General features: G+C 65.3%; 20 protein-coding genes. 3 read left to right on the top strand and 17 right to left on the bottom strand.

Features of this window, described 5'->3' with window-relative positions; translation table 11 throughout:
- Window positions 1–13 precede the first annotated feature (13 nt).
- The 9 genes from truA to FG94_RS17735 all read right to left on the bottom strand — a co-directional run bounded on the left by truA (window position 14) and on the right by FG94_RS17735 (window position 11,706).
- On the bottom strand, window positions 14–814 hold the full coding sequence (truA, locus tag FG94_RS17770) for a tRNA pseudouridine(38-40) synthase TruA (RefSeq protein WP_036214319.1): 801 nt from the start codon (window positions 812–814) through the stop codon (window positions 14–16).
- Window positions 811–3,801 (bottom strand): FimV/HubP family polar landmark protein, encoded by a 2,991-nt coding sequence (locus FG94_RS17765; RefSeq protein WP_229445979.1) that lies wholly within the window; start codon window positions 3,799–3,801, stop codon window positions 811–813. The genes truA and FG94_RS17765 overlap by 4 nt, the downstream gene beginning before the upstream one ends.
- A gap of 332 nt (window positions 3,802–4,133) precedes the next feature.
- Window positions 4,134–5,261 carry an aspartate-semialdehyde dehydrogenase gene (gene asd, locus FG94_RS17760; RefSeq protein WP_081926057.1) on the bottom strand — a complete coding sequence of 376 codons (1,128 nt, stop codon included), beginning with the start codon at window positions 5,259–5,261 and terminating at the stop codon, window positions 4,134–4,136.
- A gap of 22 nt (window positions 5,262–5,283) precedes the next feature.
- On the bottom strand, window positions 5,284–6,354 hold the full coding sequence (leuB, locus tag FG94_RS17755) for a 3-isopropylmalate dehydrogenase (RefSeq protein ID WP_036214315.1): 1,071 nt from the start codon (window positions 6,352–6,354) through the stop codon (window positions 5,284–5,286).
- Between the two features lie 14 nt (window positions 6,355–6,368).
- A complete protein-coding gene (gene leuD / locus FG94_RS17750; protein ID WP_036214314.1) occupies window positions 6,369–7,016 on the bottom strand; it encodes a 3-isopropylmalate dehydratase small subunit in 648 nt (215 codons plus the stop codon).
- A gap of 28 nt (window positions 7,017–7,044) precedes the next feature.
- A complete protein-coding gene (locus FG94_RS26735; RefSeq protein ID WP_081926056.1) occupies window positions 7,045–7,167 on the bottom strand; it encodes an entericidin A/B family lipoprotein in 123 nt (40 codons plus the stop codon).
- Between the two features lie 35 nt (window positions 7,168–7,202).
- Window positions 7,203–8,603: a 3-isopropylmalate dehydratase large subunit gene (leuC, locus tag FG94_RS17745; RefSeq protein ID WP_036214313.1), complete on the bottom strand. Its 1,401-nt coding sequence runs from the start codon at window positions 8,601–8,603 to the stop codon at window positions 7,203–7,205.
- Between the two features lie 329 nt (window positions 8,604–8,932).
- A complete protein-coding gene (locus tag FG94_RS17740; protein WP_036214311.1) occupies window positions 8,933–10,837 on the bottom strand; it encodes a chemotaxis protein CheA in 1,905 nt (634 codons plus the stop codon).
- Window positions 10,837–11,706, bottom strand: coding sequence for a protein phosphatase CheZ (locus FG94_RS17735; RefSeq protein WP_036214310.1), 870 nt, complete (start codon window positions 11,704–11,706; stop codon window positions 10,837–10,839). Before FG94_RS17735 ends, FG94_RS17740 begins: the two co-directional genes overlap by 1 nt.
- Before the next feature lie 368 nt (window positions 11,707–12,074).
- Here FG94_RS17735 and FG94_RS17730 point away from each other — a divergent pair, with 368 nt between their 5' ends.
- From FG94_RS17730 to FG94_RS17720, 3 genes are all read left to right on the top strand, one after another.
- The gene (locus FG94_RS17730) at window positions 12,075–12,542 is read left to right on the top strand and encodes a universal stress protein (protein ID WP_036214308.1); all 468 of its coding nucleotides are present in this window, start codon (window positions 12,075–12,077) and stop codon (window positions 12,540–12,542) included.
- 127 nt (window positions 12,543–12,669) lie between these two features.
- A complete protein-coding gene (locus tag FG94_RS17725; RefSeq protein ID WP_036214306.1) occupies window positions 12,670–13,314 on the top strand; it encodes a response regulator transcription factor in 645 nt (214 codons plus the stop codon).
- A 387-nt stretch (window positions 13,315–13,701) separates the two neighbouring features.
- Window positions 13,702–14,496: a Crp/Fnr family transcriptional regulator gene (locus tag FG94_RS17720; RefSeq protein ID WP_036214305.1), complete on the top strand. Its 795-nt coding sequence runs from the start codon at window positions 13,702–13,704 to the stop codon at window positions 14,494–14,496.
- Between the two features lie 81 nt (window positions 14,497–14,577).
- Here FG94_RS17720 and FG94_RS26140 read toward each other — a convergent pair whose 3' ends face one another.
- From FG94_RS26140 to FG94_RS17680, 8 genes are all read right to left on the bottom strand, one after another.
- The gene (locus FG94_RS26140) at window positions 14,578–15,660 is read right to left on the bottom strand and encodes a glycine zipper 2TM domain-containing protein (RefSeq protein ID WP_051996890.1); all 1,083 of its coding nucleotides are present in this window, start codon (window positions 15,658–15,660) and stop codon (window positions 14,578–14,580) included.
- 88 nt (window positions 15,661–15,748) lie between these two features.
- Entirely contained in the window at window positions 15,749–16,399 is a 651-nt protein-coding gene (gene pdeM / locus FG94_RS17710; RefSeq protein ID WP_036214303.1) for a ligase-associated DNA damage response endonuclease PdeM, read from the bottom strand.
- Window positions 16,396–18,858, bottom strand: coding sequence for a ligase-associated DNA damage response DEXH box helicase (locus FG94_RS17705; protein ID WP_036214302.1), 2,463 nt, complete (start codon window positions 18,856–18,858; stop codon window positions 16,396–16,398). The genes pdeM and FG94_RS17705 overlap by 4 nt, the downstream gene beginning before the upstream one ends.
- Window positions 18,855–20,489 carry an ATP-dependent DNA ligase gene (locus tag FG94_RS17700; protein ID WP_051996889.1) on the bottom strand — a complete coding sequence of 545 codons (1,635 nt, stop codon included), beginning with the start codon at window positions 20,487–20,489 and terminating at the stop codon, window positions 18,855–18,857. The genes FG94_RS17705 and FG94_RS17700 overlap by 4 nt, the downstream gene beginning before the upstream one ends.
- The gene (locus tag FG94_RS17695; protein ID WP_036214300.1) at window positions 20,482–21,540 is read right to left on the bottom strand and encodes a ligase-associated DNA damage response exonuclease; all 1,059 of its coding nucleotides are present in this window, start codon (window positions 21,538–21,540) and stop codon (window positions 20,482–20,484) included. Before FG94_RS17695 ends, FG94_RS17700 begins: the two co-directional genes overlap by 8 nt.
- 27 nt (window positions 21,541–21,567) lie before the next feature.
- Window positions 21,568–23,274: an ATP-dependent DNA helicase RecQ gene (locus FG94_RS17690; protein ID WP_036214299.1), complete on the bottom strand. Its 1,707-nt coding sequence runs from the start codon at window positions 23,272–23,274 to the stop codon at window positions 21,568–21,570.
- Window positions 23,275–23,624: 350 nt separating this feature from the next.
- Window positions 23,625–25,376, bottom strand: coding sequence for an MAG1210 family protein (locus FG94_RS17685; RefSeq protein WP_051996888.1), 1,752 nt, complete (start codon window positions 25,374–25,376; stop codon window positions 23,625–23,627).
- On the bottom strand, window positions 25,373–26,110 hold the full coding sequence (locus FG94_RS17680; RefSeq protein ID WP_036214298.1) for a LemA family protein: 738 nt from the start codon (window positions 26,108–26,110) through the stop codon (window positions 25,373–25,375). Before FG94_RS17680 ends, FG94_RS17685 begins: the two co-directional genes overlap by 4 nt.
- Between the last annotated feature and the right edge of the window lie 166 nt (window positions 26,111–26,276).

Raw genomic sequence — 26,276 nt, 5'->3', positions numbered from 1 at the left:
TCCAGGTAGTGGCTCAGAGCCACGGGAGTGGATGTGCTGGCTCCTGCGGCAATCCCCACTTGGGATCGTAATCGATTTTTGCCAGGTACAGGCCGTCCGGCATGAACGTAGGCGCGGCCACGTCGCGCGAGCGGCTCTCCAGCACTTCCTTCATCCAGCCGGGTTCGTTGCGGCCCGTGCCCACATAGATGAGCGAGCCGACGATGTTGCGCACCATGTGGTGAAGGAAGGCGCTGGCGCGCACCGTGAACACGAGCACGTCGCCATAGCGCTGGATGCTCACCTCGTGCATTTGCTTGACCGGCGAATTGGCCTGGCAGCCCGAGGCGCGGAAGGCCGAGAAATCGTGCTCGCCGATCAGGTACTGGCCGGCTTCGCGCATGCGCTCCACGTCGAGCGGACGGAATACCCACCCGGCCCGGTCCGCCAGCAGCGCCGAGGGATTCGGGTTGTTGTACAGCACGTAGTGATAGGTGCGCGAGCGCGCCGAGAAGCGCGCGTGGAACTCGTTACCCTCGGCATCCGGCTTGACCTCGTGCGCCCAGCGCACCACGATCGAGTCGGGCAGGAAGGCGTTCACGCCGCGCACCCAGCTCTGCATGGCGCGGTCGAGCTCGGTGTCGAAGTGGACCACCTGCTCGATGCCGTGCACGCCGGCGTCGGTGCGGCCGGCGCAGGTCGTGCCAAGGAAAGTACAGGCGAACTTCTCGAGGGCGATCTCGAGCTGGTCCTGGACCGTATTGCGCGCCGGCTGCTTCTGGTAGCCGTTCCAGGCGGTGCCTACATACTGGACACCCAGTGCGATGCGCCTCACGCGAGCAGGGAGCGCATTGCGCTGGCCTTGCTCACCTGTTCGCTGCTGCCACCCTTGATGACTTCATCGAGCAGCTCGCGCGCACCTTCCTTGTCGCCGATTTCCTGGTAGGCGATCGCGAGATCGAGCTTGGTTTCCATTTCCATGTGTTCCGGCGACAGCGCGGCCGGCTCCAGAGCCTCGCCCGGCACCGGCAGGTCTGCCGCGCTCACTGCGGGCTGCTCGAAGGACGGCAGCTCGAGGTCGATGTCGGCCAGGTCGAAGCTCGGCTCGCTTGGTGCGGCGGCAGGCGCGGCCGCCGGGAACTCGTCCAGGGCGAACGGGTCTTCGTCGGCGGCCGGGCTGGCTGCAGCTGCCGGCGGCGCGTCGAATTCGAAGGGCTCGACCGCAGGCTGGGACAGGCTCGGCGCGGGGCTCGGCACGGCCGGGCTGCCGAAGTCCATGGTATCGAGGTCGAACAGCGGATCGTCCGCACCGTTCGAGGTCGCCGTTGCGCCGAGGATGGCGGGCACTTCTTCGTGGAACGGGGTCGCCTCGGCCACGGCGGCAGGCGCCACTGCGGCAGGCGGCAGGCCGAAGTCCATGGTATCCAGGTCGAACAGCGGGTCCTCTTCGGCGGCGGCCGTGGCCAGCGCCGGCACCTCGTCTTCGTCGACCGCGGGCAGCGGCGGCAGGTCGAATTCGGCGGCCAGGCCGGCCATGTCGTGGTTCGCCACTGCGGCGTCGCGGTCCGTGGAGCCCGGGACGGCTGCGGCGGTTTCCGGCTCGCCGAAGCTCATGTCGAAGGCGAGGTCGAAGGGCTCTTCGCCGGCGGGTGCAGGCGCGGCGGTGAGGTCGGGCGGCGTGATCGGATCGAGCGCGAAGTCGAGCTCTGGCACGGCGGTGTCGTCAAGCGCAGCGTCGCGGCCGGGGCCGGCCATGGCGATCGGTTCGGTGCTGGCGACCGGTTCGAAGCTCAGGCCGCCGAGGTCGAAATCGAGCGAGTTGTCATCGAGGCGCTGCTCGGCCACCGGAGCGGCGAGCACATCGGATTCCGGCACGGCAGTCGCGTCCTGCTGCTCGTCGTGGTCCATCGCAGCGTAGGCCGCACCGGCCATGGCGCCTGCGCCGAGGGCCGCCATCGGGGCCCCACCGCGGAACGAGGCTTCGAGCTGCTGCGACAGCAGCGACTGCTGGTCGCGCTCCTGCGGGCTCGGGTTTGGTGCGACCGGCGCCGCGCCGGCGGCAGCGGCATACAGCGGATTGGACGGGTCGATACTCAGGCCCAGCGCGGCCGCCTGGGCCCACTCGTCACCCATGCCGCGCGTCATGCTGTACAGCTCGCTGGCCTGGGTCTCGAAGGCGCGCAGGTCCTTGCGGGCGGCATAGATCTCGAGCAGCTTCAGGCGCACGGCATGGCGTTCCGGATGGGTGCGCAGCGCTTCCTTCAGGATCTCCTCGGCCTGGGCGTCGCGGCCGTAGGCGATGTAGACGTCGGCTTCCGCGACCGGGTCGACTTCATTGGTGTCGAGCTGCGAGGCCGACGGGGCGAAGCTGGAATTGAACACGCTGTTGCTGGTGTCGACGCTCTGGCCGCCCGCTTCCGCGAACAGCGAGTGCGCCCCCTGGGTCGGCACGCCCAGCACCGAGGGCTCGGCGACGACCGCCTTGGCGCCGTCCTGCTTTTTCCGGCGGCGCTGCGAGATGCCCAGCGCGCCGAGCAGCAGGATGGCGGCGCCGGCGGCGACGACATTGATGTTGTCCATCAGGGTATCGGCGAAGCCCTTCTCGGCCGGCTTGCGCTCGGCCGGCGCTGCCGGCTTGGCTGCCGGTGCGGCGGGCGGGGCGGTGGGGGCGCCGGCGCCGGCGCCCGCCGCGGCGGCGTTCTGCACCTCGCTGCCGGAGCGGCTCTTCACCGTCATCAGCTGTTCCAGCTCGTTGACATTCTTCTCGAGTTCCTTGACGCGGGCCTGGGCCTGCTCCAGTTCGCGCTCGCGCGCGATGCTGTCTTCGGCGCTCGCAATGGCGGCTCCTTGCGCGCCGGTGGCCGCCTGGGTGGCTTTCGACAGGCGCAGCTGGTCCTGCGATTCGTTGGCGGCGGTCGGGCGTTCCTCGACCTTGGCGGTAATCTTGCCGGCCGCGCTCTGGCCGGCCTGCGGCGTACGCTGCGGGGCGGCGTTGGCCACCTGCCCTGCCAGCTTGTTGCGGTAGGCGTTGAAGTCGGCCGCGTGCGCGACCACGATGCCGCGCGCTTCGGCGTCGCCGCTGCCGCTTCCTCGGATCGCGCCGGAATCCGGCACCGACAGGATCTGGCCCGACTTCAGGCGGTTCATGTTGTTGCCGATGAAGGCGTCCGGATTGGCGCGGTACAGCGCCACCAGCATCATGTCGAGCGAGATGTCGGCCGGCTTGAGCTTGGCGGCGATCTTGCCCAGGGTGTCGCCCTGGCGCACGCGGTAGCTCGAAGGGGTCTCGGCCGCGGCGGCTGCAGGCGCGGCCGCGCGCGGCGCTTGGGCCTGCTGCGGCGGCTGCGGCTGTTGCGCGACCGGCGCTGCCGGCTGCGGCACCGCTGGACGCGGCTGAGGGAGCGGCGCGGACGGCTGGGCCACCGCCGGGCGGGTCTCGGCCGCCGCCTGGGCCGGCTGGGTGTTACGCAGTTCGGCCGGGTCGAGCAGGAAGGTGTACTCGCGCACCAGGCGGCCGCTGTTCCACGACAGCTCGATCAGCATGTCGACGAAGGGCTCGTTCAGCGGCTGGCTCGAGGAAACGCGGATGAACTGGCGGCCGGCGCGCTGCTCGACATTGAAGCGCAGCGACAGCAGGGCCGGGTTGAATTCGATATTGGCCGCGCGGAAGGCTTCCGGCGAGGCCAGCTTCACTGCCAGGCTCGATGCATCCTCGCCGGCGGTCGTCGTCAGTTCGATTTCGGCACGCAGCGGCTGGCCGAGTGCCGACAGCACCGTCAGCTTCCCGAGGCCCGCAGCCGAGGCCGCAGACGACAGGAGCACGGCACTTGCCACGGCCGCGGTGACTGATTTCAGCGCAAATGCCATGAGCGGAGGACGGTGAGGAAAATGCATAATCGGCAGTGAGAGAAAGTTGGCCACAGGAAAGACGATTTCCCAGGAGTCTCAACATATCATCATGCTCTGGAGCATGCAAGCTCCCAGCGCACAAGCTCGTCGAGGGAGCTGGAGATATGTGGCCAGAATGACCGATGCGGGGCGTGTTTGATAGCGTTTGATTACAAGCGCTTAGCACTATTACAGCAGGTGTGGCAAGGCTGCCAACACGATACGCAGGGCCAATCGAGGATCGGCCCTGCAGGCTTTCTTGCTTGTTACTTGTCCAGCACAATGCGCAGCATGCGGCGCAGCGGCTCGGCCGCGCCCCACAGCAGCTGGTCGCCGACGGTGAAGGCCGACAGGTAATCATTACCCATCGACATCTTGCGCAAGCGGCCGACCGGGATGCCCAGTCCACCGGTGACCGCGGCCGGCGACAGGTCGCGCATCGAGGCTTCGCGGGTGTTCGGCACCACCTTCACCCACTGGTTGTGCGAGGCGATGATGTCGTTGATCTCATCGAGCGGCACGTCCTTGGTCAGCTTGATGGTCAGGGCCTGCGAGTGGCAGCGCATCGCGCCGATGCGCACGCACAGGCCGTCCACCGGAATCGCCCTGGAACCAAAACCTTCGCCGCGGCCGAGGATCTTGTTGGTCTCGGCGCCGGCCTTCCATTCTTCCTTCGACTGGCCGTTGCCCAGGTCCTTGTCGATCCACGGAATCAGGTTGCCGGCCAGCGGCACGCCGAACTGTTTGGTTTCCTCAGCCGACAGGCCATGCTGGGTCGCCAGCACCGTGCGGTCGATCTCGAGGATGGCCGAGGCCGGGTCGTCCAGCAGCGGCTTGACGGCGCCGTTGATGGTGCCGAACTGGGTCAGCAGCTCGCGCATGTGCTGGGCGCCGCCGCCCGATGCCGCCTGGTAGGTCATGGAGCTCATCCACTCGACCAGGCCCTGCTCGAACAGGCCGCCCAGGCCGATCAGCATGCACGACACGGTGCAGTTACCGCCGATGAAGTTCTTCACGCCGCGCGACATGGCGTTCTTGATGACTTCCTTGTTGACCGGGTCGAGCACGATGACGGCGTCGTCGTTCATGCGCAGGGTCGAGGCGGCGTCGATCCAGTAGCCGTTCCAGCCGCTGGCGCGCAGCTTCGGGAACACGTCGCTGGTGTAGTCGCCGCCCTGGCAGGAGATGATGATCTCGCACTTCGAGAGTTCGGCGATGTCGGTCGCGCTTTTCAGGGTGGTTTCGTTCTTCGCCATCTTCGGCGCCGCGCCGCCCGGGTTCGAGGTGGTGAAGAACGCCGGCTCGATGTGGTCGAAATCGCCCTCTTCCTGCATGCGCTGCATCAGGACCGAGCCCACCATGCCGCGCCAGCCAACCAGGCCTACTAGTTTCATTTTGCTTTCCTTGGAATGTGAATTATTGGAGGGCCGCGACGACCGCGTTGCCCATGTCTTCGGTACCGACCTTCCTGGTACCTGCTTCGTAAATGTCGGGGGTGCGCAGGCCCTGGGCCAGCACGCGCTTGACCGCGTTCTCGATGCGGTCGGCCGCCTCAAGCCGGCCGAAGCTGAAGCGCAGCATCATCGCGGCGGACAGGATGGTCGCCAGCGGATTGGCCACGCCCTGGCCGGCGATGTCCGGCGCCGAGCCGTGCGAGGGCTCGTACAGGCCCTTGTTGTTGGCGTCGAGCGAGGCCGAGGGCAGCATGCCGATCGAACCGGTCAGCATGGCGGCGGCATCCGACAGGATATCGCCGAACATGTTGCCGGTCACGATGACGTCGAACTTCTTCGGCGCGCGCACCAGCTGCATGGCCGCGTTGTCGACATACATGTGCTCGAGCTCGACGTCCTGGTATTCCCGGTGCACCTCGGTGACGATGTCGCGCCAGAACTGGAAGGTCTCCAGCACGTTGGCCTTGTCGACGCTGGTCACGCGGCGGTCGCGCTTGCGCGCGGCCTGGAAGGCCACGTGGGCGATGCGGCGGATCTCGCCTTCGGCATAGCGCATGGTGTCGAAGCCCTCGCGCTGGCCGGCGAACGGTCCGTCCGGGCATTCGCGCACGCCGCGCGGCTTGCCGAAATAGATGTCGCCGGTGAGCTCGCGGATGATCAGGATGTCCAGGCCCGAGACGACCTCTGGTTTGAGCGTCGAGGCGCCCGCGAGTTCCGGGTACAGGATGGCCGGACGCAGGTTGGCGAACAGGCCGAGTTCGCGGCGCAGGCCGAGGATGGCCTGCTCGGGGCGCAGCGCGCGCTCGAGCGTGTCGTACTTGTAGTCGCCGACGGCGCCGAACAGCACCGCGTCGGCTTCCTTGGCCAGCTTCAGCGTGCCTTCCGGCAGCGGGTGGCCGTGGGCCGCATAGCCGGCGCCGCCGACCTGGGCGGTTTCCATCTCGAAGGGCTCGCCAAGGGCGTTCAGGACCTTGACCGCCTGGTCCATGATCTCCGGGCCGATGCCGTCACCCGGCAGGATTGCGATTTTCATGCGGTCTCTCTTTATCAAATCGTGTTGGCCAGCCACGGCTGGGCTGCCAGGTGGCCTTGCTCGAAGGCGCGGATGTCGTCGGCATGGCGCAGGGTCAGGCCGATGTCGTCCAGGCCGTTCAGCAGGCAGTACTTGCGGAAGTCGTCGATGGCGAAGCCGTACGAGATGCTGCCGTCCTGCGTGCCGATGCGTTGCTTCTCGAGGTCCACCACCAGCGTGAAGCCCGGATTCGCCTCCACTGCCTTGAACAGGCCGTCGACCTCCTCTTCCGACAGGACGATCGGCAGCAGGCCGCTCTTGTAGCAGTTGTTGAAGAAGATGTCGGCGAAGCTCGGCGCCACGATGGCGCGGAAGCCATACTGCTGCAGGGCCCAGGGCGCATGCTCGCGCGAGGAGCCGCAACCGAAGTTCTTGCGCGCCAGCAGGATCGAGGCGCCCGCATAGCGCGGCTGGTTCAGCACGAAGTCCGGATTCACCGGGCGGTTGCTGCAGTCCTGGCCCGGCTCGCCGTGGTCCAGGTAGCGCCACTCGTCGAACAGGTTCGGGCCGAAGCCGGTGCGGCGGATCGATTTCAGGAACTGCTTCGGAATGATGGCGTCGGTGTCGACGTTGGCGCGATCCAGCGGCGCCACCACGCCTTCGTGTACGGTGAATTTATCCATGGCCGCTCCGGCTCCCTTTTCTAGATTGTTATTTGCCGCCGGCGCTGGTGACGACCTGGCCGACCTTCTGCACGTCCTTGCCGATGCCCGAGATGGTGTTGCAGCCGGCGAGGACGATGGCGGTCAGGGCGAGTGCGATTACTTTCTTCATGATGTTCCTGTTACGGTTAAAACGGTATTAACGCGCTAGAAGGCGCGTACGTCGACAAAGTGGCCGGCGATTCCCGCGGCGGCGGCCATGGCCGGCGAGACCAGGTGGGTGCGGCCGCCCTGCCCCTGGCGTCCCTCGAAGTTGCGGTTCGAGGTCGAGGCGCAGCGCTCGCCCGGCTCCAGGCGGTCGGCGTTCATGGCCAGGCACATCGAGCAGCCCGGCTCGCGCCATTCGAAGCCGGCTTCCTTGAAGATGCGGTCGAGGCCTTCGCGCTCGGCCTGCTCCTTCACCAGGCCCGAGCCCGGCACCACCATCGCCAGCTTGACGTTGGCGGCGCGCCGGCGGCCGCGCACCACATCGGCGGCGGCGCGCAGGTCTTCGATGCGCGAGTTGGTGCAGGAGCCGATGAAGACCTTGTCGATCTTGATCTGGTCGATCGGGGTGTTCGGCTGGAGGTCCATGTAGACCAGCGCTTTTTCGATGGCGCCGCGGCGCACGGCGTCGCTTTCCTCGCGCGGATCGGGCACGCGGCCGTCCACGGATACCACCATCTCGGGCGAGGTGCCCCAGGTGACCTGCGGGAGGATCTCCGCTGCGTCGAGCTCCACGACCGTGTCGAACACGGCGCCTTCGTCCGAGTGCAGGGTGCGCCAGTAGGCGACGGCCTGCTCCCACTGCTCGCCCTTGGGCGAGAACGGGCGGCCCTTGACGTAGTCGATGGTGGTGTCGTCCACCGCGACCATGCCGGCGCGCGCGCCCGCTTCGATCGCCATGTTACAGACCGTCATGCGGCCTTCCATCGACAGGGCGCGGATGGTCGAGCCGCCGAATTCGATGGCGTAGCCGGTGCCGCCGGCGGTGCCGATCTTGCCGATCACGGCCAGCACGATGTCCTTGGCGGTCACGCCCGCAAGCAGTTCTCCCTCGACCCGCACCAGCATCGATTTCGATTTCTTGGCCAGCAGGGTCTGGGTGGCCAGCACGTGCTCGACTTCGGAGGTGCCGATGCCGTGCGCCAGGCAGCCGAAGGCGCCGTGGGTGCTGGTGTGCGAGTCGCCGCAGACCACGGTCATGCCGGGCAGCGTGGCGCCCTGCTCCGGGCCGATCACGTGCACGATGCCCTGGCGCTTGTCGTTCATGTCGAAGTAGGTCAGGCCGAAGCTCCTGGCGTTGCCGTCAAGGGTTTCGACCTGCAGGCGCGAGGTCGGGTCGGCGATGCCGTGGGCACGGTCGGTGGTCGGCACGTTGTGGTCGGCCACGGCCAGGTTGGCCGAGGTACGCCATAGTCCGCGCCCTGCTTCGCGCAGGCCTTCGAAGGCTTGCGGACTGGTGACTTCGTGCACCAGGTGGCGGTCGATGTAGAGGACTGTGGTGCCATCGGCGTCGGCACGCACGACATGGGAATCCCAGAGTTTGTCGTAGAGCGTTTTTTGCATGGTCTATCCGGTGAACGCGGTACCCCTTATGCGGGGACGGTTTTTGATTATGCCATAATTGTGCACTGCCGCACCAAGCAGGGGCAACGCATTTTTCTGCTAATCAAGCCGAAAGTATGCAAATATTATTTGCATAGACAACTCGCCATGCAAATAAAAAAAGCCTGAGCGGGGAAGCTCAGGCTTTTGTATGCGATTTTGTGTAGGGTGGGCGGGGTAGTTCAGGCCAGTGGCCTGAACTACGCCCACGCGGTGATGGATAGCAGCGAGATCATCCGGTACGAGAGCGGAGCTGCCAGCAATCACCGCGTGGGCGGAATCCGCCCACCCTACGCGGCCAGGCGCACATTCGAACGGCAGCCGTCCATCAGGAAGGACAGGCCGACCACCAGCACCAGTTCGCCCTCGGCCGAACGCGCGGTACCGGTGATGCCCTCGACCGACAGCGCGGTCATCGGCTTGATCACCAGGTCGGCCGTGCCGTCCACCGCTTCCACCGCCAGGATGTAGGGCTGTGGGGCGTTGATGACGATGCCGACGCGTTCCGAGCAGGCTTCGTAGCCCAGCGCCAGGGCCAGCGAACGCACCGGCAGCGGGCGTCCCTGGTCCTTCAGCACCGGAGCGCCGCCCACGCACTGGAACTCTTCCGGCAGCTCGACCACGCGCTCGACGACGGCCATCGGCAGCGCCAGCGACGCGCTCGAGGTCGACACCAGCATGGTCGGGACGATCGACAGCTCGATCGGCAGGCGGATCGCGAAGCGCGTGCCGGCGCCCAGCTGCGATTCGATGCGGATCGCGCCGCGGTTCTTCTCGACCGCCGTCTTGACCACGTCCATGCCCACGCCGCGGCCCGACACCGAGGAAGCCACTTCCTTGGTCGAGAAGCCCGGCAGGAACACCAGCTGGTAGGCGTCGTCGTCGTTGGGGGCGCCGTTCTCGCCGATCAGGCCCTTGTCGATCGCCTTGCGGCGCAGCTTGACCGGGTCCATGCCCTTGCCGTCGTCCTGCAGCACGATCATGACGCTGTTGGCTTCCTGCCAGGCCTTCAGCAGGATGAAGGCCTTGGCCGGCTTGCCGGCGGCGACGCGCTCTTCCGGCGACTCGACGCCGTGGTCGAGCGCGTTACGGAGCATGTGCACCAGCGGATCGTACAGGCTGTCCACCACGACGCGGTCGACTTCGGTCTCGGCGCCTTCGATGGTCAGTTCGACATCCTTGCCGAGGTCCTTGGCCAGTTCGCGCACCAGGCGCGGGAACTTCTGGAACAGGCGGCCCACCGGCTGCATGCGGGTGGCCAGCGTGGCGCGCTGCAGTTCGGCCGAGTAGCGCGAGGCGCGCTCCAGGGTCTCGGTGAGCGTCGCCATCAGGGCGGCGGCCGGACCTTCGAACTTGAACTGCTGCAGGCGCTCGAGCAGCACGGCGGCCTGGTTGGCGGCCTGCACCGACTCGCCCGCCACTTCCAGCAGCGCGTCGAGCTTGACCGCATCGATACGGATGCTTTCGTCCTTGGCCGGGGCCGCGGCGGCGCGCGCATCGGCGACCTTGTCGTTCTGGCGGCGGTCGACGCCGTCCCAGCCGCCCTGCTTGGCGGCCGGCGCGGCCTCAGGGGCAGCGGCGGCAACCGGCGCGGCAGCGGCAGGGACTGCGGCGGGCGCCGACCCCGCCGCAATCGCGGAGCCCGCAGGCACCACGGCGTTGTACATGCCGACCCAGTCCAGGCCATCTTCGCCGGCAGCGGCCGGAACCGGAGCCGGGACGGCGGCCGGCGCTGCCGCAACCGGGGCGGCCACGGCGGGTGCCGGTGCAGCCACAGGCGCCGGCGCGGCGGCCGGTGCGCTGGTCGCGCCCTTGCCTTCGATCGCGTCCTTCAGGATGCGTTCGAGCGTTTCCGGCATTTGCGCCAGGCCTTCCGGCGGGGTGCCGTTGTTCAGGTCGTTGAGCTGGTCCGCCACGAAGCCCGAGGCCTCGAGTGCGGCTTCGATCGCCAGCGGCGTCACCGGCGCGGCGCCGGTGCGCAGGGCGTCGAACAGGTTCTCGGTCAGGTGGCAGGCGGCGACCAGCGCGGGCAGGCCCATGAAGCCGGCGCCGCCCTTGATTGTGTGGAAGGAACGGAACACCGCATTCAGTGTTTCCTTGTTGTCCGGATCGCGTTCGAGGCGCAGCAAATGTTCTTCAACATTCACCGCAAGGTCCATCGCCTCGACGACGAAGTCCTTGAGCATATCGTCCATTAGAACCCCAGATCGGCCAGAAGATCGTCAACGCTATCCTGGTTCAGCGCCGTATCCGGCACCGACGGGCCCTGCATCAGCGGCGCGGGCGCGGCCGGCACTTCTTTCTTCGCCAGCTTTTCCTTCAGGTCGGCCGGCGCGCTGTCGCGCAGCAGCTGCGCCAGCTCGGCTTCCACCGTCTGGGTAATCTTGACCACTTTCTTGATCAGCTGGCCGGTGATGTCCTGGAAGTCCTGGGCCATCATGATCTCGAGCAGGCGCGCCTTCTCGGCTTCGGTCGCTTCGTTCACGGCGGTGGCGAACTGGCGCGAATCGCCGGCCAGGGCCTTGAATTCGTCCAGGCTCAGCTTGCCCGAGAACAGGTCGGCCCAGCGGTTTTCCATGTCCTTGGCCTGCTTCGACAGCAGGTCCTGCGCCGGCATGCCGTCGTCCAGGGTGTTCAGCACCTTGTTGGCGGCCTGTTCGGTCAGGGTGGCGACGTATTCCAGGCGGTCCTGGGCGTCGACGATGGCCGAGGACGCCTCGGTCAGCGCCTTGTCGTAGCCGAGCTCGCGCAGCGAATCGTGCAGCAGGCGCACGATGCCGCCGAGACGTTCGAACATGGCGTGCTCGCCGTCGCTGGCCACGGCCGGCACGGACGCCGCAGCCGGCGCAGCTGCCGCGGCCGCTACCGGAGCGGCGGCGGCGATCGCCGGCGCGCTTGCCGCCGATACCTGGTCGAACAGGGAGTCGAGGTCGTCTTCGTCTGCGACAGCTGCCGCAGCCGGGGCCGGTGCGGGCTCGGCCGCCGGCGCCGGGGTAGGAGCGTTGGCGCGCTGCGCCGCCACTTCCTCGAATAGTGCGTCGAAATCGTCAGCGGCGTCGGTCATAATCCCTGCTTCTCCATGGTGTATAAGTTCGCAATCAGCGGTATTCAGTAGTGTTTACTGCGACCATCCGGGATGGTCCAAAGTCTGTATGCGAGTGTAGCAGCGTAGTTGCCACAGGTAAATCTCGGCGACGGAGACGCAACAAAATGGACATCGAAACTTAATTCCGCGACAATTAAATGGCACAGTTCCTGAATGTTTACACAAGGAGGTGTTGTTTTTCGTAACTCGATGGTTCTTCTTATCACGGCCATGCAGTTGCTGAATAATAAGAACCCGAAGTTTGATCAAGCTCAACAGTTTGCGTTCTTGCAATCGCCGCCGCGCCCGGTACGCCCCAGAATGGCGTGGCCATTGGAGGAGTCATCATGTACCGCAAAATCCTGATCACTACCGACGGCTCGGCCGTGTCGCAGCATACGGCCTGCGCCGGCGTCAAATTTGCGCAAAAGATGGGCGCCGAGGTACTGGCCCTGTTCGTCGCGCCCGATTATCAGTATCCCGTGTACGTGGAGATCATTCCGCCCTCCTATCCGAGCGAAGAAGAATATATCGCGCAGATGCGCCGCATGGGCGAGGAGTACATGGGGAGAATCATGCGCTCCTGCGCCGGCGCCGGCCTGAAGCACAGTTGCATGACCGCGTTTTCCGACACCGCGGCCCTCAAGATCGTCGACGTCGCCGAGCAGGAAGGCTGCGACCTGATCTTCATGGGATCGCACGGCCGCAGCGGCTGGGGCCAGCTGTTGCTCGGCAGCGTCACCAACAAGGTGTTGTCGCACACGACCAAGCCGGTGCTGGTGCACCGCCTGATCAGTGAGCCCGCACCCGCATGACAAGAGGGCGCCTCGAGAATCTTCTCGAAGTGCCCGGAGCCGGCGTGAAGAAAGTACGACATATGCCGGTGCCGTCCTGTGTTAGCCTGCACCGGTCATCGTTGCTTTCACCGAGAAGGATGGTTTTATGATTCGCATCGTCATTGCCGACGACCACACGATCATGCGCGAAGGACTCAAGCGCATCCTCGATGGTGCGCCGGATATCGAGATCACCGGGGAGGCGACCAACGGCTTTGAGGTGCTGGCCCAGGTACGCCAGGGCGGCTTCGACCTGCTGCTGCTCGACCTGTCGATGCCGGGCCGCAGCGGCGTCGACCTGATCCGCCAGGTACGCAGCGAGGCCCCCAAGCTGGCGATCCTGATCCTGACCATGCACGAGGAAGAACAGTACGCGGTGCGGGCGATCCGCGCCGGCGCCCAGGGCTACCTCACCAAGGAAAGCGCGGGCACCCAGCTGGTGGGCGCGATCCGCAAGGTGGCGTCGGGACGTCCTTATATCAGTACCGAAGTGGCCGAGCAGTTGGCGCTCAATATCATGGCGCCGAACGAACAGCTGTTGCATAAACAGCTGTCGGACCGTGAATTCGAGGTGTTTTCGCACCTCGTCGGTGGGAAGTCGATCACCGAGATCGCCAACAGCCTGCACCTGTCGGTCAAGACGGTCAGTACCCACAAAACCCGGATCATGCAGAAGATGGGCATGAGCTCGCTGTCGGAAATGGTCCAGTACGCCGTGGCGCACCGGCTGTTGTCCCCGATGAAAGCCTAGGATTAAGAAGTCTTAGACACGCCACCGGCGGTTTTGTGCCGCAGGTGGCCCCCACCAGGGGGGCGCCCGCCTGCGCCTCGCACTACCCCTCCTCCTACAGCGCCTCGCTGACCTCTTCCTCTGTAGTTCAACATCAGGGGTCAGATTATTCCTACAAGCCTGTCAGCCTTCCTACCTACATATTCAGCCATCGCTGATATCCGTGCCGGACTCGTGTTGGCATACTGAATTCAGCGTTTCGACTTGCTTGCGATCCAAGTCCCAGCGTGAGCCAGATGCTCCGCCCCGTGGTCGCCGAAACCCTGAGTCTTTCACCTGGAGATGAGCATGCAGTCCCAGCCAACGTCAGAACAACGCAACGTCACCCAGCCGACCATGCACTCCCCCATGGAAGCCGGCCGCCAGCGCCCGGGCCGCCTCTGGTCCAACCTCAAGGAAGTCTGCGACCTGCTCCGCATCCCGGCCAGCGTCTCGGTGACCTCCGAAGAATTGCTGTTCCAGCATGTCCAGTTCAAGACCGGCCAGCGCGTCCACACCATCGGCCAGGCCTTCGACACCCTGTACATCGTCAACTCGGGCTTCCTGAAAACCGTACTCATCGACGAGTTCGGCAACGAACAGGTGCTGAGCTTCCCGATGAAGGGCGACATGCTGGGCGTGGACGGCATCCACACCCGCCACTACGCCTCGGAAGCGGTGGCCCTGTCCGACTGCGACCTGATCCTGCTGCCGTTCAAGAAACTCACCGCTCTCGGCCGCGTCCACGCCGAGCTCGAGAACATGATGTACGGCGTCATGAGCCGCGAACTGGTGCGCGAGCAGACCATGATCGGCATGCTCGGCGCCCTCTCGGCCGAAGCGCGCGTGGCCCGCTTCCTGGTCTCGCTGGCCGACCGCTTCGCCGCGATGGGCTACTCGAGCAAGCTGTTCAACCTGCGCATGACCCGCCACGAGATCGGCAGCTACCTCGGGCTGACCCTGGAAACCGTCAGCCGCACCCTGTCGGCCTTCAACGAGATCGGCCTGATCACCGTCGATCAGCGCACCATCGGCATCAAGGACGCCGAAGCCCTCAAGACCCTGCGCCGCCTGCCGCCCTCGCGCTCGCGCACCAAGGGGGGCGCCAAGCAGAAGGCCGAGAGCGAGCAGCCGGGTGACGATCAAGTCCTGGCCACCGCCTGAACAGTTCGTAGCTGAAAAACAACAAGGCCGGTTCCCTCAGGGGCGCCGGCCTTGTGTTTTTTGGTGTCGTTTTTCTGTAGGTCACTGATCCCGCGACAACACCCCATTGTTCACCCGCACCCGATCCCCCTGGCGGAAGCCCGGATCGTTCTCGAACTGCAGCGTCTGGGTTGCCCCGCTGGTCGCATAGCGCACCACGACTTCGTAGCGCTGGCTGCGGTTCATGTTGCGCTGGACATTGCGTCCTGCCAGGCCGCCGGCCACTGCGCCGGCCACCGTGGCCGCGGTACGGCCGCTGCCGCTGCCGACCTGGCTGCCGAGCAGGCCGCCGATGACGGCGCCGCCCGCGGTACCCAGGTAGTTGCCATTACCCGACACTTCGATTACGTTCACCGCCTCCACGGTGGCGCAGTTGGTGCAGTAGCGCGCCTGGCGCGGTTCGCTGACGCGCACACCCGCCAGCAGCGGACGGCCCAGCACCGAGGTGGTGTAGCGGCCATCGGCGCGAATGGTGGCGGTCACGCGGCTGTCCGGGGCGATGCGGTCGGCGTTGCGGATGGTGTACACGCCGTCGTACTCGCCCGGCCGCACTTCCGGCAGGAAGAACACGCCGCGCGCGCCGGCAATCGACACTTCCGCACGGCCGCCCGGCGTGCCGAACACGGTGAAGCGCAATTCATTGCCCGGGCTCAGGTCTGGGCTCCCCTGCACGTTGAAGCGCTCGATCACCAGGTTACTGGCCAGCTGGCCGCGCTGCTGGCGCGGCGCGTTCGGCTGCAGCAGCGACTCGCTCAGCAGGCTGGTGGCAACCTGGTTGCCCAGGCGCAGGTTGGCGGTGACGCCGCTTTCCGGACGGATGCGGTCGTGGGTGCCGATGGTATAGGTGCCGGTGTACTGGCCAGGCTCGACTTCGGTCAGGTTCAGGTTGCGGGTGGCGCCGTCGATGCGCAGGGTGGCGATGCCGCCGGGGCTGCCGTACAGGTCGAAATGCAGCTCGACGCCGGGCGTCAGGCGGCGCACTTCTTCCACGTTGAATCCGTTGATGACGGGCCCGTAGGCGCGGCTCTGAGATTGCTGAGCCTGGGCGGTAGCGCTACCCGTCAGGACCGGTCCAAGCATGATTGCCGCAGCGAACGCGGCCTGCAGCAGCTTACTGAAAACCATGGCTTCGCCCCCCTTGTCGATTGGCAGTACAGGATCACCTCTTTATCTACAGGGAATTGTCGCCCCAGCACGACAGGGGGTCGGTACGCTATCGTACGCAGTGAACGGCGTCTCCCGACGTCACGTAGATGCTGTCGCCCGGTTCCGGGCGGATCGCATGGCCGCCGGTGAAGGCGCCGAAGGATGGCAGGATCATGCGGTCCTGCCCCACCACGAAGCACGGCAGGCGCAGCGCATCGAAACGGGTCGCCAGCACGTAAACCGGATGGATGTGGCCGGCCAGGGCGTAGCCCGGGGTGGCGAGATCCGGGTGGTGGCAGAAGGCGAAGGGGCCGAGCGCGTGCGGCTCGTCCACCAGGTCGATGCGCAGCGCCGCGGCCGGGTCGCCCGCGTGGCGGTCGTGGTTGCCGCGCACCAGCGTCAGTTGCAAGTCGCGGCGGCGTTCGCGCCAGGCCAGCATGGCTTGCTGGGTGGCGCTGGCATGGGCCGCGCGCGCATGCAGGAAGTCGCCCAGGAAAACAACGTGGCGCGCCCCATGCGCCCCGATGAGGGCGTCCAGCCCTGCCAGGTTCTCGGTGGTGGTCCCGCGCGGCACCGGCACCCCGAGGGCGCGGAAGGCCGCCGCCTTGCCGAAGTGGATGTCGGCGATGACCAGCATCTTTTCATGCGGCCAGTACAGCGCCTTTTCCGGCAGCAGCAGGAGCGTCTCGCCGGCGACACGGAGCGAGACGCTGCTCATGCCGCTGCCGCCTTTTCGAGTTCGCGCACCATACGGGCGACGCGGTCGGACAGCTTCTCGGTGCTGACCTTCTCGCGGAAGCGCTCGACCATCAGGGCGAAACCGAAGGGCGTGGCGCGCTTGACCTCGCGGTAGGCGACGCGGCGCCCGTGCAGTTCGACCAGCGTCTCGCGCAGGCGCGTCAGTTCCAGCTCCTGCTCCAGCACTTCGCGCTGCGCCTGGGTGAGCAGCAGGTTGCCCGCATCGTGCTTGCGAAAGACCTCGAAGAACAGCGAGGACGAAGCCTGCAGCTGGCGGTTCGACTTCGGCTGGCCGGGATAGCCCTGGAACACCAGGCCGGCGATGCGCGCCACCTCGCGGAAGCGCTGCTGCGACAGCTGGGTCGCATTCAGGCTGCCCAGCACGTCCTCCAGCAGGCAGTCGGTGCTGAACAGGTCCACATCCAGGCCCATGTCGGCCCCGAAGATCCGCTGCCAGTTGACCGGCTCGGGCGTGAGCAGTTCGAACCCGTAGTCGTTGATCGCAATCGAGAAGGTCGAGGGCTGCATGCGCCCGATCCGATAGGCGAACAGCGAGGCCAGTCCCATGTGCACCGAACGCCCCGCGAAGGGATAGACGAACAGGTGCCAGCCTTCGCGGCTCTTCATGCTCTCCAGTACCAGGGTCTCGTTGGTCGGGAGCGCCGACCAGCGGCACTGGATTTCGATCAGCGGCCGGATCGCCTCCATCTCCGGGCTGTCGTAAATGCCTTGCGAGGCCAGGCGCAGCTCCTCCAGCGCCGCATGGGCCAGCTCCGAGGACATCGGCATCTTGGCCCCGCCCCAGCGCGCGATCGCCCCCCGGTTGCTGGTGGCGCGCTTGACGAATGCCGTCATCTCGTGCACGCGCACGAATTCCAGGATGCGCCCGCCGAACAGGAAGTGGTCGCCGGGCTTCATGCGCGAGATGAAGGATTCCTCGACGCTGCCGATGCGGCCCCCGCTCATGTACTTCACCGAGATGGTGGAATCGGACACGATGGTGCCGATGCCCATGCGGTGGCGCCGTCCGATCGCCGTATCCGGCACCCGGTAGACGCCCTCCTCGTCCGGCAGCACGCGCCGGTATTCCGGATAGGCCAGCAGGCTCTGGCCGCCGCGCGCGACGAAATCGAGCGCCCATTGCCATTCTTCCTCGTCCAGGTTGCGGTAGGACCAGGCGCGCCTGACTTCCTGGTACAGCTCACCGGAAATGAAACCGCCGCCCAGCGCCACCGTGACCAGGTGCTGCACCAGCACGTCGAAGGGTTTGTTGGGCACGTAGCGGCCCTCGATGCGCCGCGCCGCCACCGCCTTCTTGGCGCCGGCCGCCTCCAGCAGTTCCAGGCTGTTGGTCGGCACCAGGGTCACGCGCGAGACTCGCCCCGGCGCATGGCCGCTGCGCCCGGCGCGCTGCAGCAGGCGCGCGATGCCCTTGGCGCTGCCCACCTGCAGCACACGCTCGACCGGCAGGAAGTCCACGCCCAGGTCCAGGCTGGCGGTGCAGATGACCGCCTTCAGCTCGCCCTTCTTGAGCCCCATCTCGACCCATTCGCGCACCTCGCGGTCGAGCGAGCCGTGGTGCAGCGCGACGATGCCGGCCCAATCGGGGCGCTCGTCGATGATGTTCTGGTACCAGATCTCGGACTGGGCGCGGGTATTGGTAAACACCAGGGTCGCTTCGTGCTGCTCGATCTCGCGGATCACGGGACCGAGCATCTGCAGGCCCATGTGGCCGCCCCATGGAAAGCGCGCCACGTTTTCGGGGATCAGGCAATCGACCTCGATTCTCTTGCGCAGGTCGCCTTCGACCAGCACGCCCTCGTCACCACCGAGCAGCACCTGGCGCGCCAGGTCCAGGTTGCCCATGGTGGCCGAGACGCCCCACACCAGCAGTTCCGGGCGCCAGCGGCGCAGGCGCGCCAGCGCCAGCTGCACCTGCACGCCGCGCTTGCTGCCCATCAGTTCATGCCATTCGTCGATGACGATCATGTCCAGGTGCTTGAACTGCTCGGCGGCTTGAGCGTGGCTGAGCATCAGCGACAGGCTCTCGGGCGTGGTCACCAGGGCGGCCGGCATCTTGCGCGTCTGGCGCGCCCGCTCGGCCGAGCCGGTGTCGCCGGTGCGCGCGCCCACCTGCCACTCGGGCATGAGCTGGGCAGCCGACTCTTCCAGCGCGCGCATGGTATCGGCGGCCAGGGCGCGCATCGGAGTGATCCATAATACGCGCAGGCCGGCCGTGTGACGGCCGGTCTTGAGGCCGGCGCGCTGCAGGGCCGCGAACCAGACGGCAAAGGTCTTGCCGGCGCCGGTATTCGCATGCAGCAGGCCGGACTGGCCTTTCAGCGCCGCTGTCCACACCTTGCGCTGGAAGGGGAACACGGTCCAGCCGCGCGCGGCGAACCAGGCGTCGATGCGTTCGGTAACAGGATTCTTGCTCATGCACCAGCCGCGGCCAGCAGGCCTTTCAGTGTGTCGAGGGTATCGGCCTCCTCGACCGGCTTGTCGAAGCGGCGCCGCAGGATGCGCGGGAAGCGCACCGCGATGCCGGCCTTGTGGCGGGTCGACAGCGCGATGCCCTCGAAGCCGATCTCGAACACCATGGTCGGCTTCACCGAGCGTACCGGCCCGAATTTCTCGATGGTGGTCTTGCGCACCGCATTGTCGACCTGCCGGATCTCGGCGTCCGTGAGCCCGGAATAGGCCTTGGCGAAGGGGACCAGCTTGCGTTCTCCGCCCTCCCCATCCCACACCGCGAAGGTGTAGTCGGTGTAGAGCGAGGCGCGGCGGCCGCTGCCGGCCTGGGCGTAGATCAGCACCGCGTCCACCGTGTAGGGATCGATCTTCCACTTCCACCAGGTGCCGACGTCCTTGGTGCGGCCCACGCCGTACTGGGCGCTCCTCGCCTTGAGCATCATGCCTTCGACGCCGCGCGCGCGCGATTCGCTGCGCAAGCCGGCCAGCTCTTCCCAGCTGTCGGCCCGGATCACGGGCGAGAGGCGCAGTTGCGGCAGGTCGATCGCCGCCACCTCGGTTTCCATCAGCGCGCGCCGCTCGTGCTGGGGCAGCGCGCGCAGGTCGACGCCGCCGAATTCGAGCAGGTCGTAGCAGCATAGCACCGCCGGCAGTTCGCTCAAGAGCTTGGCGCTTAAAGTCTTGCGGCCGATGCGCTTCTGCAGGTCGGCAAAGGGCGCGGGGGCATCGACGCCGGGCTGCCAGATCAGGACTTCGCCATCGAGCACCGTCCCTTCCGGGATGCGCACATTGGCCAGCTCGGGAAAGCGCTCGGTGATCAGGTCTTCGCCGCGCGACCATAGGAAGTTCTGGCCGCCGCGGCGCACCAGCTGGGCGCGGATGCCGTCGTACTTCCACTCCACCTGCCAGTCGTCGATTTCGCCTAAAGCGGCAGGCTCGCCCTGCAGCTGGTGCGCCAGGAAGAAGGGATAGGGCTGGCCGCCGCGCAGCTTGTGTTCCTCGTCGGACTGCGCGGCGATCAGCTGCAGGAAGCTGGTGGCGGTTGGTCTAACGGAGTTGTCGGTCCAGCCCATCAAACGTTGGGCGATCAGCTTGCTGTCGACGGCGGCAATCGCCGCCAGCGCGCGCGTGACCAAAAGGCGCGATACGCCGACGCGGAAGCCCCCGCCGATCAATTTGACGAACAGGAAGCGTTCGCGCCAGTCGAGTTCATCCCAGGCCGCGTACAAGGCCTCCTTGATCGTGCCCGGGTCGGCGCCGCGCAGCGGGCCGATCCGCTGCTCCATCCATTCGGCCAGGCCGACGTCGCTGCGCCGGCTTGGCGGCGGCAGGATGTGGGCGATGGTCTCGGCCATGTCGCCCACCGCATGGTAGGACTCGTCGAACAGCCACTCGTCTAGGCCCGCGTACTCGATCGCGTACTGGCGCAGCAACTTCGTTGGTACGGCTTGCCGGGGTTTTCCTCCGGCCAAGAAGTACACGGCCCAGGCCGCGTTTTCGGGGGCGGCGTGCGAGAAATAGGACTGCAGGGCGTCGAGCTTGCGGGTGGTGGAGGTGGTTTCGTCGAGTTCGGCGTAGAGGCGGGCGAATTCACGCATCGGGCTCTCCCTGCGCCTCCTGCGGCGCCTTGTTCGCCGCCGCGCCGGCCGGCGCAGTCGCCTCGTCTTCTTCCTCGTCGCCGTATTCGGTATCGAAACCCTTGGCATCCAGCCCGTTCTGGCACAGCCAGCGCACCATGGTCGGAATCGAGCCGTGGGTGACGATGATCTGCTGGGCTTCGGTGGCCTTGATGGCGCTCATCAGGCCGGGCCAGTCGGCATGGTCGGACAGCACGAAGCCGCGGTCGACGCCGCGCCGCCGCCGTGCGCCGCGCAGCAGCATCCAGCCGCTGGCGAAGGAATCGCTGTAGTCGCCGAAGCGCTTCATCCAGGGCGAGCCGCTGGCGGACGGCGGCGCGATCACGATCGCGCGCCGCAAGGCCGCTTTCTCGATCTCGCTGACCATGACGGTCTCCGGCAGCTCGACCCCGCCGGCGCGGTAGACCCGGTTGAGCGGCTCCACCGCCCCATGGCAGACGATCGGCCCGATCGAAGGATCCAGGCGCGACAGGATGCGCTGGGCCTTGCCGAAGGCATAGGCGAACACCACGCTGCAGCGCCCCTCCTCGGCATTGCGGCGCCACCAGGCGTTCATCTCGTCGATGACCTGCTGCTCGGGGTCCCAGCGGTAGATCGGCAGGCCGAAGGTGGATTCGGTGATGAAGGTGTCGCAGCGCACCGGTTCGAAGGGCGCGCAGGTCTTGTCCGGCTCGACCTTGTAGTCGCCGGAGGCGACCCAGACCTCGCCGCCGCACTCCATGCGGATTTGCGCCGAGCCAAGCACGTGGCCGGCCGGGTGCAGCGAGATGGTGACGCCATTATGGGTAATGCTTTCGCCGTATTCCAGGCCCTGCACGTGGATGTCGCCCAGGCGCGATGTGAGCACGCCCACGCCGGGCGCGGCTGCCAGGTAATGCCCGTGGCCGTAGCGCGCATGGTCGCCGTGGGCATGCGTGATCACGGCCCGGTCGACCGGGCGCCAGGGGTCGATGTAGAACCCTCCAGGTACGCAATACAAACCTTCCTTGCGGACGACGACCATGTCCCCCATGCGGTCCCTTCACAGTAAATGCGCGGTTTATGCCGGCTCGAGAAACTCGGCCAGGAAGGTTCGCGGTTCTTCCTGGTCGGGAAATTCCAGTGTCACCTGGCTTCCTGCGACGGCGACGATCACGCCTTCGCCATGCTTCGGCGCCTTGGCGCGGCTGCCGACCTCGAACTTCGGTCCAGCAGGCTCGGGCGCCGGCTCGCGGTCGAACTCGTCGTCGCGGATCTCGATCTCGTCGAGCGCCAGCGCCGGCGGGTTCAGGCAGTTGTCGCACTTGCAGCACTTCTTGAAGCCCTCGACTTCGTCGCCAAAGTAATCCAGCAACAGCTTCCAGCGACAGAAGCCGCTTACCGCATAGCCTACCATCTGCTCGAGCGCTTCGCGGTCCCGTTCAGCCTTCTGAACATATACCTCCGCCAATTGCCCGAACACTTGCGGGTCAGGCTCCGCCTTGGTCGGCAGGTATTCGAGCTTGCGGTTCTGGCGCAGCAGCTTGCCATCCTTCAACAGCTTGATGCACACCTTGAGCTTGGCTTCGCCCGCCTCTTCCAACGCTTCTTCCAGGCGCGCGGTGGTGACGGGAGCCTCTTGCGCCAGCTCGCGCACGACGGTGTAGACCGTCTGCAGCTCGGCGGCCGCCGGATAGTGCTTGCACAGGAAGAACTGCTGGATGCGCTTGTCGTCCTGCAGGAACAACAGCGTGCAGCTGGCGTCCAGCCCGTCGCGTCCGGCGCGGCCCGATTCCTGGTAATAGGATTCGAGGTTGGCCGGAATCTGCAGGTGGATCACGAAGCGGGTATCGCTCTTGTCGATGCCCATGCCGAAGGCATTGGTGGCGACCATCACGCGCCGCTCGCCGTCCATGAACAGGTCCTGGTTCAGCTTGCGCTCGGCGCTGGACAGCTTGCCGTGGTAGATCGTGACCGATTCGCCGGCCTCTTCCAGCACCGCCAGCATCTCTTCGGCCATCTTGACGGTGGCGGCGTAGACGATGCCGGTTCCTTCCGTTTCCTGCACCAGCTTGCGTGCCTGCGTCAGCTTTTCCTGGGGATTGGTCACCTGGACCACGCTGTAGTGCAAATTCGGCCGGTAGATGCCGGTATTGATGACGTTCAGCTTGCGGCCCAGCTGCTTGCCGATGTCGGCCATGACCTCGTCGGTCGCGGTCGCCGTCAGGGCCAGCACCGGCGGCTTGCCGAGGGCGTCGAGGGCGGCGGAAAGGCCGATGTAAGCCGGGCGGAAATCATGGCCCCATTGCGAGATGCAGTGGGCTTCGTCGACCACGACGATGTCGAGCGTGACCTGCTGGAGGACCGCGATGAATTCGGGCGAGACCAGGCGTTCCGGGGTGCAGAACACGATCTCGCAGGCTTCGCTGGCGATCGCCTCGATCGCGGCCGCCTCTTCCTCGGCGTTCAGGCTGCTGTTGACCTGGACCGAACGGATGCCCAGCTCCTCGAGTTTTTCGAGCTGGTCCTTCATCAGGGAAATCAGGGGCGAGACGACGATGGTGATCCCCTCGAGCATCTTGGCAGGGATCTGGTAGCACAGCGACTTGCCGCCGCCGGTGGGCATGATCGCCAGCGTGTCCTTGCCGTCGAGGACGCTGTCGATGACGCGTTGCTGGCCGTCGCGCAGCTGTTCGATTCCGAAGGTGGAACGCAGCAGGCGGCGGATGGTATTGCGGCGCACGGCGAGCAGGCCGCGGTGCAGGAGTGTGGGTTCGTGTCGGGTCATGATGGAGGCTACTCTATGCCCGCCGCATCACCGCACCTATAGGACGCAGCCTAGCTCTCCCGTAGGAGCTCAACTAAGTCGCATAACAAAATTCATCGTGACAATGTCACAAGGTTTACTCCTACAAACCCACGGAGGTTTTGCCGATGGTTACCGTCGAGAGGAGTGACTAAGATGACACCATCATCACTACGAATCCAACCGATCAGGGAGTCTCATCATGGCACGCCGTCACCCAATGACCTGGACCGCAGTCCACCTGGCACTGGCCAGTGCGGCCACCTGGCTGCTGCTCGAGACCGAAGCGCTGACCGGCGCCCTGCTCGTGGCCTTCCACTGATTTACTTGCCTTATCCGGGCAAGACCGCCGAAACAATCGACCGACGCAGAACGGCTCTGCCGGCATCGATGCCTCGCTGAGAAAACGCCGGTGGCAATGCGGCTTGATTGCTGTCGCTGGTAGCGTCACCTGAGGCTTCGCGTGGGGGAGCCGTTTCCTGCACCAGCATGTCGACGCTGTTCTCCACCTCGAAATACTCGTCCCAGCGAACCGGAACCTGATGCGAGCGGCCGTCTCCCCCGCGAACCGAAACATGGTGGATACGCTCGACGCTTCCGAAGCCGCTGGCCTTTACCCGCACTTTCTGTGATCCATCGGCCTCGTGTTGCAGGGATGTCTTCAGGATGCTCCGGGTAACGCACTCGGGATGATTGAATGCCGCCTCGCCGTGGTAATTGGCAATCGCTTCATGCTCCCAGAAGCAGGGTTTGTGTGAATAAGTGTCCTTGTAAATATCCGAATGCGGGCGATGCTGCTGATACAAGGGGATGGCAAGCAGCGGCGCAATCCCGAAGTAGAACGATTTGAAGAAATCGTTGTGGTAGCCGTTGAAAAACCTTCGTGCGCGGGCAAGTTCGTAGTCATGAAATTTTTCGGGATCGCCGCTAATATCGGTCTGGCGCATATGCCCTGGTTCCACGATATTGATCATGTGCGTTTTTTCGAACACGAAGCTGTCACCAAAACCGGCCTGGCTATCCTTGAGCAGCTTCAGCATTTCCTGCTGCGCCAGCGGCGTGAACAACAGGCGGAACTGCACTTCGTGATTGCGGTTCGTGGCATCGAATAATGCGTCGAACTCCCGGTTGGCCATGACCGTGAAGGTTTTTCCCTCGCCGACCTCGCGGGACTTCGCTTCCAGCTTCTTGATGGCGCGATTCGTCCGCCATTTGTCGAACAAACCGTCGTCCAGCTTGGAGAGTGCCGAAGGCTTGCGGCTGAATACAAGGTCGGGCGCCGCTTCATTGCCATAGACGATAAACGTCTGGTTTTCATACTCGGGAAACGGACGCTCGATCGACGCGCGCAAAGTCTCGTGGCGGGTTCTCGTTTGCCATTTTCCTTGTGAATCACGGTACTGTTCGGTCCATGTGATGTCGAGGGAGCCATGGTAGGTCTTGCTGCCCATCCAGTGCGACAGCGTTCGCGCAAGGATGAACGGGTTACCGTTCAGTACACCGCTGTGCGAGAACACGATGGAGTGGGGGTCGCCCAGATGGCCGGACCATCCGAAGCTGTTACGTAACTCTTCCATGCGGCCATTGCTGAAATACGTGTCGAATGCAATGCGTGGCACCGTGCTTTGCATCAGCTTCGCTACAATATCCCAGTCGAACAGGCGGTTCAGTGGCGCCATTTGGCCCCACGCCACGGCACGTTTCTCGTCGCAGGCCTCCCGCAGCCGCTTCAACCGCGCGTCGGAGTCCTTGATGACGCGGTTCAGAAACAGCATCGCAGGTACCAACACGATCGCCGGAACCGTAAGCCATGGCCACCAGTAATGGGCGTAAATATAGAGCGCCACCAGCACTGCCGACGCGATGGTGACCCCGCGCAGGAAGCGCCACCATTTGTTGGTGGAACCAGTGCCCGCAGCCTGCTTCTCGAGCTCGCGCAGTTCCTGCACTGTCTTGGTGTTGGCGTTCTCGTCCACCCCGGAGCGACGCACGAGGTTTTCGAAAAAATCCGATGTATTGTTGACGTGAGCAGTCTTGAAATGGGAGCAATACTGCTCCAGCGGCTCATGGACGTCGTCGATCAAAAGAAGACGCTCCGGGCGGCAGCCTTCGTTTCAGCCGAGGCAGTGAAAGGAATGCGGGTGGTATAGCCTGCCCGCGCCGCGACAATCTGCTTGGTCGGCCAGGCAAAGACGTCCTGGTTCCACATGCCGACGGTATCGTTATACAGCGTTCGTGCTGCCGTAATTTCCTTTTGAAGATAGCTGTTCTGGCGCATGGCGTCTGCGATGACGGCTTGGGCCTTCAAGTCCGGATAAGCCTCGCATGCAAAATTGATGCGGGAAAAAATACCGTCGATCTTCTGGGAAGCCTGATTGCGTTCCACATCGGCGTTGTGTCCGCTCCGGAATGCCGCTACGGATTTCATGACGTCCTTGTCGAGATCGATCGCTTTCGCGACGAGGCCGACGACGTTGTTCAACACGACGACGCGCTGCTCCAGGTAATTGTCGATCTGCGAGGCATCGGCCTGGATTTTCTGCTGCAGCTTGCGCAGGTACGCCAGAGCGGACACTTTCATGAACTGGAAGATCAAGCCCGGCAGGGCACCCAGCACCAGGAGCCCAAGGCTGTAGTTTCGTGGCAGCGCATCGGTCAGCAGCGCCAGCGCCCCGATTATGGGAAGCACCGTCCACAGGGCGATTTCAAAGACCAGCGAGCCGATGCCGATCTGAACGGGAATCTGCTTGCTGATGACGTTGACGTCGCGCCCCTCTTCGTTGGTGAGGCCGGTCACTTCATCTAAATCGTTTGCCATGCTTGAAAATCCTATATCTTGAGCGTACTCCGCTCGGTTGCAAAATAGTTCGGGGCGCCTTAGCAGCGGAGCGAAGTGTCAGCGCGCTGTGTCAATTCTTCTAATTAGATTCGTTGTCGAGATATCTCGCGATGAGAACCATCAAGCGTGACGATGCCGATGTCCC

The organism is Massilia sp. LC238 (genome assembly GCF_000735635.1).
Classification (GTDB): domain Bacteria; phylum Pseudomonadota; class Gammaproteobacteria; order Burkholderiales; family Burkholderiaceae_D; genus Telluria; species Telluria varians.
This window is presented reverse-complemented; position numbering and strand designations above follow the sequence as displayed.